Below are 17,285 nucleotides of genomic sequence, written 5' to 3'. Positions count from 1 at the left end.
ATCGCTCCGCGCGTCCGCAACTCACTGCAACGAAAAATGCCGCTGGCAGGCATTCAATGCCCGACGTAGATCGACTTCAATCCGACGTCGTTTTGCGGATGATCGAACGCGCCGCTTTGCGATGTGCCATCGGCGACGCCGCCGTATTCGACTGGGTTCTGCGCATCGATGCGTGCCTGCGCCGCCTGCAGGTTCGCGGGATAGTGCACGTAGTCGTTAGCGGGCTCGTAGCCCGCGCGATCCAGTTGCGCGAGTTCGGCCTGCACGTCGGCTCTCGTGACGGGTGCATTGGTGTGCGCGAACGATGCAACGGGCAATGCAAGGAACACAGCGACGGTAGCGGTTTGAATCAGCGATTTCATGACGTTTCTCTCCAGAGGGTATCGAATGAGTCTCCGATGCCGTGGGTTCGATGCATCGGTTCATTTGCATTCTGGGCGCCAATAGTGAGCACAGAATGAGCAACGCCAATCCGGCCGGCACAGACCGCGATATGTCACGTCGTGCGCTATCCCATCGCCTGGCCGGCGGATTTCTGCATGTCCGACTCATTTCCGGCTAATTCGGGCTGACTACGATGCAATCCGTCGATGCAGCGGTCCGACTCCGAGCAACAGACGGCTCGCGGATTTCAAGTGCATCGCATCCACGCAGCGTAGCGACGCAAATCATTCGTTCGCCCGCACGTTCCCGATTCTTTGCATCACTGAAGGAGCCCATCATGTTGACCCGACTCGCTCACCGTCTCTGCGCGCTGTTCACGCACTCACGCGAACGTGAACGCAATGCCTTCCTCGCTTCGTCGACCGATCTCGCCGATCTCGAACGGCGCATGCGTCTGCTCGACGACGGCGGCCATCCGTTCCACGTGCATTCGAGCTTGATGCCGCGCGACTGGATCGCATGAGCGGCGGCACGCCAGCACCGGTATCAATCGATCAATGCAAATGGAGATCTGAAATGCGTCACTATCGATGCGACAGCCCCGAAGGCGCAGCACGTATCGTCGCTGCCTGCCTGCTCTCGGACGGACACGTGGGCATCCACGAACTCGAAGCGCTGGACCGTTACGGCATGGAAGAGCGGCTCGGGCTGAACCGCGAACGACTGCTCGCCGTCATCCAGCAGATGTGCGAAGACCTCACGACGACGGCCTATCTGAACTGGGGCGACACCTGCCGGCTCGACCCCGCCGTGATCTTTCAGCTGGCGCAGGACGTCAAGGACGCGCGTCTGCGACGCGAAGTCATCGCGCTATGCAAGGAAGGCGCGCACGCCGATGGGCATCTTTCCGAAGGCGAGGACATGTTCATGCGCGTGCTGCGCGCCGCGTGGCGAATGCCGCAAGAGAACGAATCGCCGCCACGCTCGCGCGAGATGTCGAAGCTCGAAACCGTAACGGCCGTGTAGCGTTTCGGCATCGATGCCGTTGTCATGCCGCCGTGCGATCTGCAAGCCGCATCGCAGCGCATGGCGGCGCCCGTTGCGCGATAGAAGGGCAACTGAAACTAGAACTCGCCGCGGCCGATCGCCGTCGCCTGCATGCTGCCCGGCGACGCGTACAGCATGACGCTTATATGCGTCGCGTCGAGACCGTTGCCGACGGTCTGCTCGGTGAGCCCGAATGGCTGCGACTTGTAGATGCCGCCGTCGTCGAGATTCTGGTAGCGGATGTCGTAGCTTCCGGGCGCGACGTCCTTCAGAGTGAAGGTCCGTCCTGCCGGCACGAAGAAGTGGCGCACGGGCTGATCGAAGACGGACGCGTTATAGACCAGCTTGCCGTAGACGTCGAAGCGGTTGATCGAGTTGTCGATCGTCACCGACGAATGCCCGCCCGATGCGCCGACAGGGATGCCGTCGAGATAACCTGCCGTGGCAGGCCATGGCGCGCCGTTCGGGGCGACGCTGGGGCGCACATACGCGGCAGCCGCGCCCGCGTCGCTCGCGGCACCGGATGCGTCGTTCGTCCACGGTGAAGTCGCTGCCTGTGCCGACGCCACTGCAGCCAGCGCGCGGCCGTTGCTGTCGGTTGCGGCCGCGCTGTCGGCATCGGCATGGCCGTGCTCGCCGTACGACGCACCGGACGTGATGTTGCGCGTGAACGGCCAAGGCGACATCGATTCCGTGATCACGACGTAGCCGACGAACGCGCATGCCGCAATCGCGATCCAGCCGCGCAACGAGACCCTGCGCAGCGCATGTCCGAACGACACGCGCTGCTTCTTGCGCCCAGCGGCGCGCGGATCGACCCGCGCCTGGGATGTCCAGCCGCTTCCGCGCGGCGTGGAGCGCGCCGACGCGTCGGCTTGCGCAGCGGCGTACCGGGGCGTCTGCTGGAAGCCCGACGCTGAATACGTGGATGAGGCGGAAGAGGCGGACGAATGCGACGAACCGGCCGGACGCGATGACGGCGCCGCCGTCGCGGCAGCAGCGGACGCCTCGCGCTCCTTGCGCGCGAGCCATTCGTCGTGTTCCTTGCGTTGCACCGGGTCGCTCAGGACCGCGTAAGACGCGTTGATGATCTTCATCACCCGCTCGGCGTCCGGATCGTCGATCCGCCGGTCCGGGTGATATTTCTGACACAAGGTCCTATAGGCCGCGCGGATCACTTCCTGAGGCGCGTCCCGCGAGACTTTCAGATTGTCATAGTGGCTGTGAATCTTCACGCCCTTCCCTTCCCCGATTGCCGTGCTGTCTTTTAGTCGATTCTACGCGACCCAAAGCGAGCCTACCCGTCGCGGGCGCACCCGCACCCGGCTTTCGAATCGCCGTTGTGGCCTGGACCGCACTTCTCGTTGCGCTGTTTTTACAGCGCGCAAGGTGGCGCGCGCCGCCGTTCCCGCCGCCGTTCGCTATGCAGTCTTCCGTTTATGCCGTCTTCTCGTGGGAAAACTGCACAGCCGATTCTGACGTTTCCTCGTTACGTTTTTGCTGCTCGTTCCAGATCTGGCTGTCCGGGAACCAGAACGCGGTCGCGCGCGGCGGGACGGCAAGCTTGACGGGCAGCGACGGATTGAAGATCTTCGACCACGCCGACAGATACGACGGCGTCTTCAGCAGATAGCCGCAGCGCGCGAGCAGCAGGCTTGCGACCAGCGCCTCGCGCCCGATGGCGAGCCCTGGATGTCCGCTGAAATGCACGGGCGTGCCGCCCGAGGCCAGCAGCCGCGCGGGCGCGACGTTGATGGGCACGGCAAACCGGCGAGCGGCGAAGAAATCGAGGAACGGCTGCTCGTCGCTCGATACGAAGATATTCGTCAGATGAGGCTCTTCGGCGAGCGTCGCATCGATGAGCCGGCCAAACTCTTCCCAGCCGATCGTGTGCGCCTCGACCTTCTTGTCGGTGCCGCGATAATGCACGCCGAGCGTCGCCGCACCGATGCCGAGCCGCTGGCAGATTCCGTCGACTTCCGCGCGGATCGGCGCGGCGGGCCGGTAATGCGCCATGAAGAGCGCGCTCGAATGCTTCAGCTCGAGCCGCGGCTCATAGCGACGGCGAAAGCCGAGCACGCTGAGATCGCGCACGACCGACGTTCGCAGCCGCACGCTCGCGCCCGGCCTTGGCGACACACTGACGGAATCGAAGTATTCGGCGAACCAGTCGACCTGGCCTTCCCGATCGCCGTAAATTCCGCCGCGCGCGGAAATCAGCGGCGTCAGCTGCTTCTCGTCGCAATACATCAGGATGAACAGCACCATCTGCATCACGGAGAAAAACCCCGAATGCGCGCGAATTTCAATCGCGAAGTAACCGTGGTTCAAGCGCTGCTGCGCATGCAGCGAGATGCGGCCCGGTGTGCTGATCGATTGTTTGAACCGTTCGCTGCGCCGGATATCTCTTGCGATATCGATCAACTTGCTCAACATGCCACGTCCCTTTCCGCTCACCGGGCAGCCCCACCCGATAACGGCGTCTGTGGTCGAAGGATGCAGGCCCGATGCGGTGCTTCGTACGACAGCCGCGAGACGCCCTTCATGCTGGAATGTCCAGCGCGTCTTGCACATCGTACGAAGCGGACCGCCGGCCCAATGCGAAATCAGCCAGCAAATAGACGCGTTCCGTCACGCGCCATCATATAGGGCAGAAACGCGGCGGTCGAGCCGGGAAAAGGAGGCTGTGTGCGACATCCAACATTGGCATGCGCGGCGCTAATCGTATGAATTAGAACGATTTTTTAAGGCGCTTACGTGGGAACGGGACAGCTGCGGCCGGGGCGATCGAGGGCCGGCTGCAACTGTCGGCAGGCCTGCCGTCGGAGCCTTCCATCAGCCTTTCATGTCGACCCAGATGCGGCCCCAGGCGGTCGCGTATTTGAGTGCCTGTTCGCCGTCGTAGAAGTAGTCGAGCGCGTTGAATGTGCGGGGCGGCAGCCCCGGTTTTTCGATGATCAGGTCGGCCGCGTGCATGCCGTCGTCGCCCATGGCGGCGCTGGCCTGCAAACGATAGCCTCGATGTGTCGTCAGCATGGGAATCGTCATTGATACGTCTCTGGCTCTTTCAACGGAATGTGGGCCGATGCGCGGCGTCCCGAACGACGGGAGCCGCGCCTCGCGCTCACTTTCGGGCCAGGATTCGCATTATCACGACGCCCCGTTACTGTTCGGTGACGGCCGGCGTTTTTGCACGCCGGTCCGCTTTTATGCGCGCACTCTGATCAATCGGCGATCGGCTTGCCGGAAGCGTCCTTCACCTTCGCCTTCCACTGCGCGCGGATTTCGGATACGACGGCATCCGGCAGCGTGATGTAGTCGAGTTCCTGCGCGGTCTGGTTGCCGTTCTTGAACGCCCAGTCGAAGAACTTGAGCGTTTCCTTGCCGTGGTCCGGCTTGTCCTGCGACGAATGCACCAGCACGAACGTCGCGCCGACGACGGGCCACGCGTCCTTGCCCGGCTCGTTGGTGAGGATCTGGTAGAACGACTTCGACCACTCGGCGCCCGCGGCGGCCGCCTTGAAGGTTTCCGTCTTCGGCTCGACGACGGCGCCCGCCGCGTTCTTCAGCGACGTGTACGTCATCTTGTTCTGCTTTGCGTACGCCCATTCGACGTAGCCGATCGAGCCCGGCAGACGCTGCACAAACGCGGCAACGCCGTCGTTGCCCTTGCCGCCCGTGCCCGTCGGCCAGTTGACCGTCGTGCCTTCACCGACCTTGCTCTTCCACTCCGGATTCACCTGCGACAGATAGTGCGTCCAGATGAAGCTCGTGCCCGAACCGTCCGCGCGGCGCACAACGGCGACATCGGTATCCGGCAGCTTCGCGCCCGAATTGAGGGCGGCGATAGCCGGGTCATTCCACTTCTTGATCTTGCCGAGGTAGATGTCGCCGAGCACGGGACCCGAGAGCACCAGCGATCCCGGCTTCACGCCGGGCAGGTTGACCACGGGCACCACGCCGCCGACGACGGTCGGGAACTGGAACAGGCCGTCCTTGGCCAGTTCGTCGTCCTTGAGCGGCGCGTCGGAGCCGGCGAAGTCGACGGTTTTCGCAAGCACCTGCTTGATCCCGCCCGACGAGCCGATGCCCTGGTAGTTGATGCGGGCGCCGCCCGTCTTCTGATACGCGTCGGCCCATTTCGTGTAGATCGGTGCCGCGAACGTGCTGCCGGCGCCCGTGATGTCGGCTGCCTGCGCGAAGGAGCTGGATAGCGCGCCGATCATGCCGGCCACGGCGAGGAATGCGAGTTTCATGGTCACCTCCTGTTGTCGATCCAGAGTTGGCGTGTCGGCGGGAGTTGGCGCTGTGGTGCCTACCGCCGCCTCAACGCCTTACTCTGATCCTATGCAAAACTGTCGATCCGGAGTTGGCACTTCGGTGCCTACCGTCTCATGCCTTACTGGTCCCATGCAAGACAGTTGCAGAAAGCTTTGTATGGGTGCGTTTCGAAATTAGCCGTGCTTCGTGACATTGCGGTGACGGTTGCGGAGCGGCGCGCGGAGTGTTCGGGCAGGTCAATAAACGCGGCATTGACGGTCGCGCCGATGGCTTCGCGCGGTTTTGCCGGAAGCGATGGCGCAGTGGATGCGGTGCGTCGACGATTCTTTGATCGCAAGGTCGTGGACAGCGCGGCGCACGCGCATGCCACCAAACGCCGCGCAATCGGCTCACGCAGTAAAGGGCAATTCCGCCTGCACGGGTAGCGACTGCGCGTGTTCGCTCGCATGCGACAGCCCGCTCACTCGCACGCCCAACAACCGGAGCTTGCGCGTCAACGCGACGCGCTTCAGGCACTCGGTCGCTGCGCGCCGGATCGCCGCTGCATCCGACGTGGCGACGGGGATCGTCAGATCGCGCGTGACCATCGAGAAATCGTCGAAGCGCAGCTTGATGCCGACCGTATGCCCGACATAGCCCTTGCGCTGCAAATCTTCGGCCACGCGCGTGCACAGGCGCGTGAAGGACTCCGACAGCGCCGGCCGATCGTGCCGAGGATGCAGATCGCGTTCGAAGGTCGTCTCGCGGCTCATCGACTTCGGCTCGGATTCGACGACGACGGGACGCTCGTCGACACCCTGCGCGACGTGCAGCAGCCACGTCGCGTACCTGAGTCCGAAATTGGCCTGCAGCAGGTCGGGCGCCGCATGCGCCAGATCGCCGACCGTATGGATGCCGATCGTGGCCAGCCGCTCGCTCGCCTTCGGGCCGATGCCATTGATCTTGCGCGCGGCCAGCGGCCAGATGCGCGAAGGGATGTCGGCGGGTGTCAGGATCGTGAGGCCATCGGGCTTGTCCAGCTCGGAGCCGACTTTTGCCAGCAGCTTGTTCGGCGCGACGCAGATCGAGCACGTGAGACCCGTCGCATCGCGCACGGCCTGCTTGATGCGCGTGCCGATGTCGGCGGCGTCGCCGGGGAGGTCCGTGAGATCGATATAGATTTCGTCGATGCCGCGATCTTCGATACGCGTCGTGAACTTCGCTACTTCCGCCTTGAACAGGCGCGAGTAATGGCGGTACGAATCGAAGTCGGTGGGCAGCAGAATCGCGTCCGGCGCGAGTTGCGCGGCCTTCATCATGCCCATCGCCGAAAAGACGCCGAACGCGCGCGCCTCGTAAGTCGACGTGGTGACGACACCGCGCCCCGCATAGTCGCGCAGCCGCGCGAAGCGGCGCGTGCCGTCGGGCAGCGTCTCAGGCGTCGCGTTGCGGCCCCCGCCGATCACGACCGGCTTGCCGCGCAACTCCGGATAGCGCAGCAGTTCGACGGATGCGTAAAACGCGTCCATGTCGAGATGCGCGATACGGCGAGTGGTGACGCTCATGTTGCGTGGTGCGGCGTGCGATGGATGTGGGCTGCGGCAGCGGATTTCAGTGAGAACCTGATTCGACGATACGCCACGTGCGCTGCCTGTGCGTTTTTCACGCCGCCCGTGCTGCTCGCATGTGGTGCAGTCGGCTATGCGGCGCGGTCGTGGAGTTTAGCAATACCCAGGCGGAAAACAGGCAGAAAACAGGCGGCGGAAAACAGCGACACACGACGCGGACGAAAGTCAGCGGCTTCAAACAGGAACTCAAAACAGCAGCTCAAAACCGCGTCGCGCGGAGCCGCTTGCCGCTTGCCGCTTGCGTCAGACACGAAACACGCTGCCGTCCGGACTGATCTTGCGCGGGATACTGCGATTCGGCGCCTTCTTCGACGACACTACCGATGAAGCGCCCTGATCCGGATGCTGGCCGCCCGGCTCGGTGATTTTCCGCGCGAGCCGCGGTGCGGTTTGCGTGTGCGGGCGGAGGTGCTTCGGCGCCGGTGCCGAATGGCCGCGCGCCTCCGGCGGGTTCCAGATCTCGACGTACTTTTCCGCGTGCGCCGCCGAAGCCATAAGCAGCGTGATCAGCCCGGCTGTCATTCCGGATAAGAGACAACGACCTGCATTCATTGCTTTATCTCCTTGCCTCGCGCGTCTTACCGGGCATCGTTTGCCGCCGCGTTGGGATGTTCGTGCGCGGGGTCCGCGCCCGCCGGCGTACTCGCCGTTCCCACCGACCGGCCGTTCTCGCATGCGTAAAACGTGGGCTCGCCAGCCTTGCCGCGGCGGATCGCTTCATCGATTTCCCGTTCGCCGAACGCCGACTTCAACACCGCGACAAAAGCCGCGATCTCCGGCATCGGATGGCCGACGGTTTGTTCACGCGCATATCCACGACGCAGGCTCCTCTTCAATCGCATCGCCAATACTGTATATCCATACAGGTTTTTATGCAATTGGCCGGAACGGTCATCGCGCATCAGTGCGTGAAGCTCAAGCCCCACGCCGCCGCTGCGCGCAGCAGTCTACCGCGCTCATCCGGCACGCGGACAAACAAAAGCCGGGTCGTCGCAATCTCGCGACGCCCGGCTGGACAAATGACGCAAACCAGATGGCGCAAACGATTGCCGCGCCAAAAACAGCGCCGTCAGAACGCGTGTCGGATGCCCACCATCCCGACGAACTGCGACGGCCCCGACGACGGCGTCGTGTTCTGCGAATCACCGACCACAGCTACGGCATCAGCGATCGTCGTGCCCGAGCCCGACGCGATCCGCGATTTGCCGCGCGCCAGCTGATAGGCCTCGAGCGCATACAGCGTCGTGCGCTTCGACAGGCTGTAGGTCTGTTCGAGCGAAATCTGGTGATATTGCGCCGGATCGTCGATGCCATTCGCCTTGCTCGCGCGCGTGTAGCTATAGCCGATGCCTGCGATCACGGCCGGCGTAAAGCGATAGGTCGCAATCGCGCCATACGTGTTGAACACCGCCTCGCTCGCGAACAACGAGTGCGAGCCCGGCGCGTACTGCACGTTCGAGTAGTTCACGCCGATCATCAGATCGTTGAAGTTATAGCGGGCGGCTGCGGCAATCATCTGCGTGCTGGTCGCCGTCGCATAGCCGTTGTTGACGGGCGAATTGATCGCGAAGCTGCCGAGCGACTGGCTCGTCGCGATGTCCTTCAGCTTCACGTAACCCGCCGCGACCGAGAATGCCTGATAGTCGTAGCGCAGTGCCGCGCTGAAATTGCTGCCGCTCGTGACGCTGCCAGGCACACCGCCCAGCCCGTACTGCGCGCCGAAAGTGAGACCGGCAATGTTCGGCGACATATACGTGATCGAGTTGTTGAAACGCAGCGTCGTGTCGAGCGCGTCGAGATCGCCCGGATGCGCGCCCGTTGCGCCCGTCAGCACGCCCGTCGGCCCGAGCGCGCCGACCATGTTGAAGTATGGCGTGTACTGGCGGCCGAGCGTCACCGTGCCGTACCTGTCGTTGCTCACGCCGACGTAGGCTTGCCGGTTGAAAATGAGGCCCGCGCTGCTTTGCGCGCCCGTCAGCGAGTTGAAGCCGCTTTCGAGCCGGAAGATGACCTTCGTGCCGCCGCCGATATCTTCCGCCCCTAGCAGACCGAACTTGCTCGCCTGCAGGTTGCCCTGGCTCATGTAGAAGTTCGCGTGGCCGCGCTGATTGCTGACATAGCTGAACGCGTTGTCGACGACGCCGTACAGCGTGACGCTGCTTTGCGCGAACGCCCCCGTCGAGAGCACGGCGCCTGCAATCGGCAGGCATGAGAGGGCCAATGCACGCATGCGCGTGCGGTTCGAAGTATTCATTGCTTGTCAGTCTCCCTGATTGGAAATAGGACCTGTGGGTCAGGCCGGTCGTTTATTCGTTGGGCGTGGCGTTCGCGATTCATTGGGCGATTCATTGGGCGATTCATTGGGCGATTCACTGGGCGATTCATTCAGCGAGCCGTTGCGCGACTCATTGGGCAAGCCGCAGCGTCAGACACCGCCAGCCATCCGCGACCGAATCGCCGATGACGTCGCCCTTCGCACAATGGGCCGTGCGCGTATCGGACGCGGGCACGCTGAGCCGAACCTCGTGCTGCGCGAACGGCATCTGCCCTTTGCGCTCGACGGAAATGCGCAACGTGCTCGCGTCGCTGGCGATCATCACGTCCCAGCGCCCTTGCGCGCCCTCGCGCCACGCTTGCGTTTCGCCGTCATCTTCAATGCAGCCGCCTTGCGCCGTGCCGACGCCCGCAAACGGCAGCGCGATGAATGCGCGCTCGTCGGCGGGTTGTGCGAAATGCTGTTCCGCGATATTCAGCGGAATCACGCTGCCTTCACGCAGCAGCATCACCGGCTGCTCGAACGGCGCGGGCAATCGGACGCTCTGTCCGCCATCGAATACCTCGCCGCTCCAGTACGACGCCCAACGCGCGCCAGACGGCAGCCAGACTTCGCGCTCGCGCTGCCCTTGCTCGACGACAGGCGCAACGAGCAGCGACGCGCCGAGCATCATGTCGTCGCCATCGGCGAGGCAGTGCGGATCGTTCGGAAACTCCGCGAACATCGGACGCAGCACGGGTTCGTACGAACGATGCGATTGCCACAGCAGTTCGTACAGGTACGGAATGAGCCGATAACGCAGCTTGATGAGACCGGCGATCTGGCTCGTCACTTCGGGATACATCCACGGCTCGTTGACCGTGCCGTCGTCGTTCCACGAATGGATGCTGAAACGCGGCAGAAAGATGCCGAACGCGACCCAACGCACGAGCAGTTCTGGCGAAGGCGCGGGACCGGAGAATCCGCCGATATCGTGTCCGCTGTTCGACACGCCCGACATCGCGAGACCAAGGCCCATCTTCAGGTTGTAGCGCAGCGTTTCCCACGATGTGTAGTTGTCGCCGGACCAGGTCTGCACATAGCGATGCATGCCGACGCCGCCCGAGCGCGACACGAGAAACGGCCGCTTGTGCGGCGCATGTTCGCGTTGAGCGTCGCGTGACGCGCGCATCATCAATTGCGTTTGCAACACCTTGGCTTCGCGTGCCGCGAACGGCTGGCCGAAGCCGTGCGCCATCGAATCCGGCGTCCAGATTTCGAACTCGTTGTTGTCGTTCCACGTCGACGCAATGCCGTAGCGGAGCAAGCTGTCTTTCACGCGCGCCTTCCACCATGCAATCGTCGCGGGATTCGTGAAGTCGAGATACGCGCCGACCTCGTCCCAGAACTGCACCCATGCGGGCTCGCCGTCGCGCGCCTCGATCAGCAGACCCGCTTGCGCGGCTTCGTCGAACGCCGGATGGTCTTGCAGCAGACACGGCTTGATGTTCGCGCACAGCCGCACGTCGCCCTCGCGCAGATAGCCCTGCACGAAGCCTTCGATATCCGGAAACTTCTCGCGATTCCAGTTGAACACGTAACGCTTCGCACCGATCGACGTATAGCCCGACGACAGATGGAACGAATCGCACAGCACATCGTGCTCTCGGCAGCGCGCGATGAATTCGCCCATGCGGTGCTGCGCGTCGGGCGCATCGGTGTAGCTCATCGTCGAGCCGGAATAACCGAGCCCCCACTTGGGCATCCACGCGGGCCGCCCCGTTAGCCACGTGAAGCGGCGCACCGCGTGCAACGGCGTATCCGCCGACGCGATGAAGTAATAGTCGAGATCGCCGTGCTTCGCGACGAAATGCCGGTAGTGGCCGTGGTAGTTGTCGAGCTCGCGCCCCATGTCGAAGCGGCAATCGGCGAGCGTGTCGTAAAAGAGGCCGAAGCCCATCGACGTCTGCGGCTGCCACGTCACGTAGAACGGGATGTGCTTGTAGAGCGGATCGGTCGTGCGCGCGCTGTAGCCCATCGCGTCGATGTTGCGCATTTCGTAGCTCTGGTTCGCGCGATCGAGCGCGCCCGCCCGCTCGCCGAGACCGACGTACATTTCGCCGCGCCGTCTCTCGACGTAGTGATACACGCGCTCGTCCCACCAGCCGAAGTTGTACGCCTGGGTCTTGCGGTCGTTCATCACGTGATGCCAGATACCGTCGCGCGCGATTTCCCACGAGCAGAAGCCGCCGTCCAGCGCAACCGTCAGGCGCACGCGCGCCGTTTCGACGACGGCACGCTCCGCGTCGCTTTCGAAACGGAACGCGACGGGCGAGAAGCCGCTCATATCGCGCCTGTCGCGTCCTTCGAGCGGCACGTCTTCGATGCCCGGCGCGATCGACCACGTGCGCGGCCCTTGCAGCGCGCCCTTCGGCAGCACCAGCACGCGGATGATGTCGTCGGCCAGCACGAACAGTTCGATTCGCGCGCCATCGGCGGCGTCGAGGACGATCGGGTTGACGGCTTGCTGCTCAACCGGAACGGACGCCGAAGGGGACTGCAATGTGGACCCCGAAGCAGCCACCGGCGCGGAGACCGAAAAACGCGGTCGATTTTTCAACGTAGCCATGATGTGTTTCCAGGTCAGTCAGTTCACGCCGCGCTGCTCGCGCCGTTTTCGACGCGATGCAGACGGGCGTCGCTCGACACGCCGCGCATCAGGATGACGAGCAGCGTCGCGCCGATCAGGTCGAACGCGCCGAGCGCGCCGAAGAGCGGCGTGTAGCCGATCTTGTCGGCGAGCGCGCCCACCATCAGCGAGAAACCGAGCCCGCCGATCCACGCAGCCATGCCCGCAAAACCCGCAGCCGTGCCGACTTCGCCGGGCTCGAATACGTCGGCGGCCAGTGTGTTGACGAGGGCCGAAATCATCTGGTGCGCAAAGCCGCCCACGCAGAAGAGCGCGATGGCCTGGTACGGCGACGCGACGAGCCCGATGCATGCCGGACCGATCATCATGAACGCGCCGAGCACGACACCCGCCACGCGCGACCAGATCAGCGGCACGCGCAGGCGCTTCATCAGGAACGGCGACAGGTAGCCGCCGAACAGCCCACCTACGTCCGCGGCGAGAAACGGCAGCCACGCGAACAGCGCGATCTGTTTCAGGTCCATGTGACGCTCGGTGGCGAGATACAGCGGAATCCAGAAGCTGAAGGTTTGCCACGCAGGCTCGGCGAAGAAGCGCGCCTGCGCGATCGCCCAGAAACGGCGCGTGCCGAGCACTTCGCGGATGCGCCGCCTGTCCTGCGCATGGGCAGCAACGGGCGTCTGCCCTTCGACGATCGCCGCGCGCTCGTTGTCGCCGATCCGCGCGTGGTCGGAGGGCGCGCGATAGAACAGATACCAGATGGCCGCCCACACGAAACCCAGCGCGCCCGTCACGGCGAACGCGCTTTGCCAGCCGTAGCGCAGCGACAGGAACACGACGAGCGGCGGCGCGAGCAGCGAACCGAGCGACGTGCCCGCATTGAAGTAGCCGACGGCCACCGACTTCTCGCGGTTCGGAAACCATTCCGCGACCACCTTCATGCCTGCCGGAATCGCGACCGCTTCCGACAAGCCCATCAGCCCGCGCAGCGCGGCAAGCGACAGCCAGCCGCTCGCGAGGCCATGCAGCATGCCCGTCGCCGACCACAGGCACGCGAACAGCGCGAAACCCAGACGAAGTCCGATCAGGTCGATCACGAGCCCGCAGACGGGCTGCATGATCGTGTAGCCGATCTGAAACGCGCCGACGACATACGAGTACTGCTGGGTGTTCATGTGCAGCAACGTCTTCAGCTCGGGCGCCATGACGCCGAGCGCGTTGCGCGACAGGTAGTTCACGATGGTCCCCGCGCACACGAGCGCGATGATCCACCAACGCAGGCCAATGATCGTTTTCAAGTCTGTCTCCTGGTCGAACCGGGATCTGGGCCGCCCGGCTTGGTCGCCGACCCGATGCGCGAATTCGAACATTGGATCTGCATTTATCGTCGGTCATCGTATCACTCGGCAGGCTGTAGGATACCAGGGAAAACGATGTAGTACGTTGAATAAATCGCCGGAAAGTCCCGTCAGATGGCCGTTTCGCATACTTCGCGTGCGATTGTGTTGTGAAAGGACAAGAGCAGCCAAGCTAGCTTCCGATGTTCATTCGAACATCGGATTGTTCTTTTTCACGTTCGCGCGAACATGGAAAGCGCAGGACCGTGCTCAGAAAAGTTGTCGGCAAGACGTGACGGCAGCGCGGTTTCGTAGGCATTTGGCGCCGCGCTCGCTAAGCTGAATGCGCACATTGCCCGAACAACGCATCCGGAGGACGTCATGTCTCAGACACTCAAGGCCGGCTTTATCGGACTCGGCATCATGGGCCGCCCGATGGCGGAAAACCTGCGCAAGCACAACGTCACGCTGGCCGCGTACACGCGCAGCGGCGTGCCCGACGAACTGAAGCAGGCGGGCGTCGTCGCGTGCGACAGCGCCGCCGACGTCGCCGCGCAAGCCGACGTGATCTTCATCATGGTGCCCGACACGCCCGACGTCGAACGCGTGCTGTTCGGCGAGAACGGCGTCGCGCAGAGCCTGCGCGCGGGGCAGATCGTCGTCGACATGAGTTCGATTTCGCCGATGGCCACGCGCGGCTTCGGGGCCCGCGTGCGCGAGAAAGGCGCGGACTATCTCGACGCGCCCGTATCGGGCGGCGAAGTCGGCGCGAAGGCCGCGTCGCTGACGATCATGGTGGGCGGCTCGCAAGCCACCTTCGACAAGGTCAAGCCGCTCCTCGACATGATGGGCAAGAACATCTCGCTGATCGGCGAAGTCGGCGCGGGCCAGGTGTGCAAGGTCGCGAACCAGGTGATCGTCGCGGCGACGATCGAAGCGGTCGGCGAAGCGCTGCTGCTCGCATCGAAGGCGGGCGTCGACGCGGAAAAGGTGCGGACGGCGCTGATGGGCGGCTTCGCGTCGTCACGCATTCTCGAAGTGCACGGCGAGAGAATGACGAAACGCACGTTCAAGCCGGGGTTCCGGATCGAGCTGCATCAGAAGGATCTCAATCTCGCGCTCTCGACGGGCCAGGCGCTCGGCGTGCCCTTACCGGCTACATCGACGTGTCAGATGCTGTTCAATGCTTGCAGCGCGCATGGCGGCAACGCGTGGGATCACTCGGGCATGGTGCGCGCGCTCGAAATCATGGCAAACCATGAGATCGGCCAGAAAGCGAAAGGATGACCTGCGCAGGCTCTTTGAGATACGTCGTCGTACAAGATAACAGTGCATACAAACGGGCATCTCACACAAAACTTTCCTTTACCTTTCTTATTTCTTTCGATTTAGACTGGCGCCACCTGTCAAAACCAAGGAGCGCTACATGCGGAATCTGGGCGGTTTCATGCAAGGTGCGGTCGCGTTGGGCGGCTGCATCGGGCTGTACACGATGATCGTCTGCGTCGTCGAGCTGTTCAACGGCTGATCGTCCGATCAGCGCTGGAGACCACGCAATAACGAAAGAGAGCCGTCGCGCGCCGACGGCTCTTCCATTTTTAGTGCTGCTCGACCGCCAGGCATTCTTCCTTCATCGCCCTCACCCGCTCAGCGAAATCCAGCAGCGCAGTGAGCGATCCATGCACGCTGTGGTATTCCTGCCGCCCGATCCGCGCTTCGAGCACGACGGTCATTCCCGCTTGCCGCGCTACATCGATGATGTCCATGTGAGCCTCCGTATTCGCTTGCATCCTCAATCGCGTGGCGCCTTCGATACCGGCGTCCTTGATATTGATTCTATGGAGCGGGCGCAAGACATCAATCGCATACACAGGGAATCTCTGTTCGGCTGAAGGCAACAATGCGCTGCGCTCGCTGGCACGGGTCGGCGCGTAAGCCACGTGCTTGCGCCCCATACCGCTTCGAGCGCCCACCGCGTGTCCGCGTCCCTGTACGATTGCCGTTGCCGCGATTGCCGTTGCCGCGATTGCCGTTGCCGCGATTGCCGTTGCTGCGATCGCGCGGCACTGAAGCCGCAACGGCGAAGCATCGTCATTCGCAACCACGAAAGCACGAAGCACGAAGGCACGAGGGGAAGCTCATGATCGTGTACAAGTTCGGAGACGGTTCAGGCGCGATGCCACCCGATCTCAGCCCGTTCGTCGTGAAACTCGAAACGTGGCTGAGATTCTCGGGCATTCCGTACGAAGGGCGGATCGGCAATCTCAACGCGATGCCGAAGAAAAAGCTGCCCGTCGCGGTGATCGACGGCGTGACGGTCAACGACTCGTCGGCGATCATCGATTATCTGCAGCACCGCCATCCAAACGCGCTGAGCGACGTACGGCTCGATCGCGCGCAGCGCGCGCGGTCCGCGGCGATCAAGGCGCTGCTGGAGACGCATCTGTACTTCGTGATCGTCTATTTGCGCTGGGCCGTCGACAGCAACATGGCCATCTACCGGCCGTACCTGATCGAATACGCACGGCTGACCGCGCCGCCGCCTGCGCGCGCGCTGATCGGCGCGGTGGCGCCCGCCGTGATACCGATCATTCGTCGCAAGGTGCTGCGCCAGGTATGGGAACAGGGCATAGCACGGCATGGCTATGACGAAATCGTGCGAATGGGCATCGACGCGTGGCAGGCCATCGCGGACCTGCTCGGCGACCAGCCGTATCTGCTCGGCGACGAACCCACGACAGTCGACGCGACATGCTTCGCGTGGATTCACACAACGGCCATGCATGCGTTCGAAAGCCCGGTACGCGATTTTGTCGCGAAGCAACCGGCGCTGATGGCGTATCACGAACGGATCGCGCAGCGCTGCTGGCCGGAGCTTGCGAAGGCGTCACGCGGCGGCCCACGCGGACCGAGTGCGTGAAGATGCGCGCCGACTGTGCGGGACCGTCCGGCGCAACCGTTCTTCTGGCCTGCCTTGCGTCCGTCGAACTGTCTATTCCTCGCGCGGCCTGGACCCCGGACAATCATCCGCTTCCTCTCCCACGGCGCGACCATGACCAGCATTCCGCTTCTTTCCGTGAACGTCTCCGCGAACCTGCTGTTTGCGTATTCCGCGTACTTCGTCGGCACGGCGAGCCCCGGGCCGAGCAATCTGGCCATCATGTCGATCGCGACGACGGACGGACGCAAGGCCGCATTCGCCTTCGCGGCGGGCGTCGTCTGCGGGTCGTGCTTCTGGGCGATGCTGGCGGCGCTCGGGCTGTCGGCTGCGCTGCTCGCGTTTTCGGGCCTGATGGTCGGGCTGAAAATTTTCGGCGGATGCTATCTGCTGTGGCTCGCGTACAAGTCGGGCCGTTCAGCGCTGCAATCGACACCGGCCAGAACGCAGGCGTCGAACGCACATCTGTCGCTGCGCCGGGTCTATATGCGCGGCGTGCTGCTGCACCTGACGAACCCGAAGGCGATCCTCGTGTGGATCTCCGTGGTCGCGCTCGCATCGCCCACGCACGGCGGCGCGCCGCACATGCTGACGACGGTCGCCGGATGTCTCGCGATCGGCATGCTCGTGTTCGGCAGCTACGCGGCGCTCTTCTCGACGCCACTGGCGCGGCGCGTCTATCTGTCGATCCGCCGCTGGCTCGACGGCGGGCTCGCCGTCGTGTTCGGCCTCGCCGGTCTCAAGCTGTTGACCTCGCGCACGTGAGCACCCGAGCGCCCGACGCCGC

At 63.6% G+C, this 17,285-nt stretch carries 16 protein-coding genes and 1 pseudogene; 5 read left to right on the top strand and 12 right to left on the bottom strand.

Annotated elements, in window-relative coordinates; translation table 11 throughout:
- Positions 1-53: 53 nt before the first annotated feature.
- Positions 54-362, bottom strand: coding sequence for a DUF4148 domain-containing protein (locus BMW76_RS11930; protein WP_090865336.1), 309 nt, complete (start codon positions 360-362; stop codon positions 54-56).
- Between the two features lie 359 nt (positions 363-721).
- On the opposite strand from BMW76_RS11930, the gene BMW76_RS11925 reads away from it, so the two are divergent.
- On the top strand, positions 722-907 hold the full coding sequence (locus BMW76_RS11925; RefSeq protein WP_090865335.1) for a DUF3563 family protein: 186 nt from the start codon (positions 722-724) through the stop codon (positions 905-907).
- Between the two features lie 53 nt (positions 908-960).
- Positions 961-1,410, top strand: a complete 450-nt coding sequence (locus BMW76_RS11920) for a tellurite resistance TerB family protein (RefSeq protein WP_090865334.1) — start codon at positions 961-963, stop codon at positions 1,408-1,410.
- 98 nt (positions 1,411-1,508) lie between these two features.
- Here BMW76_RS11920 and BMW76_RS11915 read toward each other — a convergent pair whose 3' ends face one another.
- The 10 genes and pseudogenes from BMW76_RS11915 to BMW76_RS11870 all read right to left on the bottom strand — a co-directional run bounded on the left by BMW76_RS11915 (position 1,509) and on the right by BMW76_RS11870 (position 13,521).
- Positions 1,509-2,666 (bottom strand): J domain-containing protein, encoded by a 1,158-nt coding sequence (locus BMW76_RS11915; RefSeq protein ID WP_090865333.1) that lies wholly within the window; start codon positions 2,664-2,666, stop codon positions 1,509-1,511.
- Positions 2,667-2,868: 202 nt separating this feature from the next.
- Positions 2,869-3,867, bottom strand: a complete 999-nt coding sequence (locus tag BMW76_RS11910) for an O-fucosyltransferase family protein (RefSeq protein WP_090865332.1) — start codon at positions 3,865-3,867, stop codon at positions 2,869-2,871.
- 399 nt (positions 3,868-4,266) lie between these two features.
- Positions 4,267-4,479, bottom strand: a complete 213-nt coding sequence (locus tag BMW76_RS11905; protein ID WP_087739221.1) for a hypothetical protein — start codon at positions 4,477-4,479, stop codon at positions 4,267-4,269.
- A gap of 176 nt (positions 4,480-4,655) precedes the next feature.
- Positions 4,656-5,687, bottom strand: coding sequence for a phosphate ABC transporter substrate-binding protein PstS (pstS, locus tag BMW76_RS11900; protein ID WP_090865331.1), 1,032 nt, complete (start codon positions 5,685-5,687; stop codon positions 4,656-4,658).
- Between the two features lie 414 nt (positions 5,688-6,101).
- A complete protein-coding gene (dinB, locus tag BMW76_RS11895) occupies positions 6,102-7,256 on the bottom strand; it encodes a DNA polymerase IV (protein ID WP_090865330.1) in 1,155 nt (384 codons plus the stop codon).
- A gap of 306 nt (positions 7,257-7,562) precedes the next feature.
- Complete coding sequence (locus BMW76_RS11890; RefSeq protein WP_245763189.1) at positions 7,563-7,871, bottom strand: hypothetical protein; 309 nt, start codon at positions 7,869-7,871, stop codon at positions 7,563-7,565.
- 26 nt (positions 7,872-7,897) lie between these two features.
- Positions 7,898-8,136: pseudogene (locus BMW76_RS41825) on the bottom strand (hypothetical protein).
- Between the two features lie 252 nt (positions 8,137-8,388).
- Positions 8,389-9,573: a porin gene (locus BMW76_RS11880; RefSeq protein ID WP_090865327.1), complete on the bottom strand. Its 1,185-nt coding sequence runs from the start codon at positions 9,571-9,573 to the stop codon at positions 8,389-8,391.
- Positions 9,574-9,724: 151 nt separating this feature from the next.
- Complete coding sequence (locus BMW76_RS11875) at positions 9,725-12,202, bottom strand: glycoside hydrolase family 31 protein (RefSeq protein ID WP_090865326.1); 2,478 nt, start codon at positions 12,200-12,202, stop codon at positions 9,725-9,727.
- A gap of 23 nt (positions 12,203-12,225) precedes the next feature.
- Entirely contained in the window at positions 12,226-13,521 is a 1,296-nt protein-coding gene (locus BMW76_RS11870; protein WP_090865454.1) for an MFS transporter, read from the bottom strand.
- Between the two features lie 420 nt (positions 13,522-13,941).
- On the opposite strand from BMW76_RS11870, the gene BMW76_RS11865 reads away from it, so the two are divergent.
- Positions 13,942-14,847, top strand: a complete 906-nt coding sequence (locus BMW76_RS11865; RefSeq protein WP_090865325.1) for a 2-hydroxy-3-oxopropionate reductase — start codon at positions 13,942-13,944, stop codon at positions 14,845-14,847.
- 311 nt (positions 14,848-15,158) lie between these two features.
- Here BMW76_RS11865 and BMW76_RS41095 read toward each other — a convergent pair whose 3' ends face one another.
- The gene (locus BMW76_RS41095) at positions 15,159-15,326 is read right to left on the bottom strand and encodes a hypothetical protein (protein WP_177200362.1); all 168 of its coding nucleotides are present in this window, start codon (positions 15,324-15,326) and stop codon (positions 15,159-15,161) included.
- 374 nt (positions 15,327-15,700) lie between these two features.
- Here BMW76_RS41095 and BMW76_RS11855 point away from each other — a divergent pair, with 374 nt between their 5' ends.
- Together BMW76_RS11855 and BMW76_RS11850 are read left to right on the top strand one after the other, a co-directional pair.
- On the top strand, positions 15,701-16,480 hold the full coding sequence (locus BMW76_RS11855) for a glutathione S-transferase family protein (RefSeq protein WP_090865323.1): 780 nt from the start codon (positions 15,701-15,703) through the stop codon (positions 16,478-16,480).
- A 132-nt stretch (positions 16,481-16,612) separates the two neighbouring features.
- On the top strand, positions 16,613-17,263 hold the full coding sequence (locus BMW76_RS11850; RefSeq protein ID WP_090865322.1) for a LysE family translocator: 651 nt from the start codon (positions 16,613-16,615) through the stop codon (positions 17,261-17,263).
- Positions 17,264-17,285: the final 22 nt, after the last annotated feature.

Source organism: Paraburkholderia diazotrophica (assembly GCF_900108945.1).
Lineage (GTDB): Bacteria > Pseudomonadota > Gammaproteobacteria > Burkholderiales > Burkholderiaceae > Paraburkholderia > Paraburkholderia diazotrophica.
This window is presented reverse-complemented; position numbering and strand designations above follow the sequence as displayed.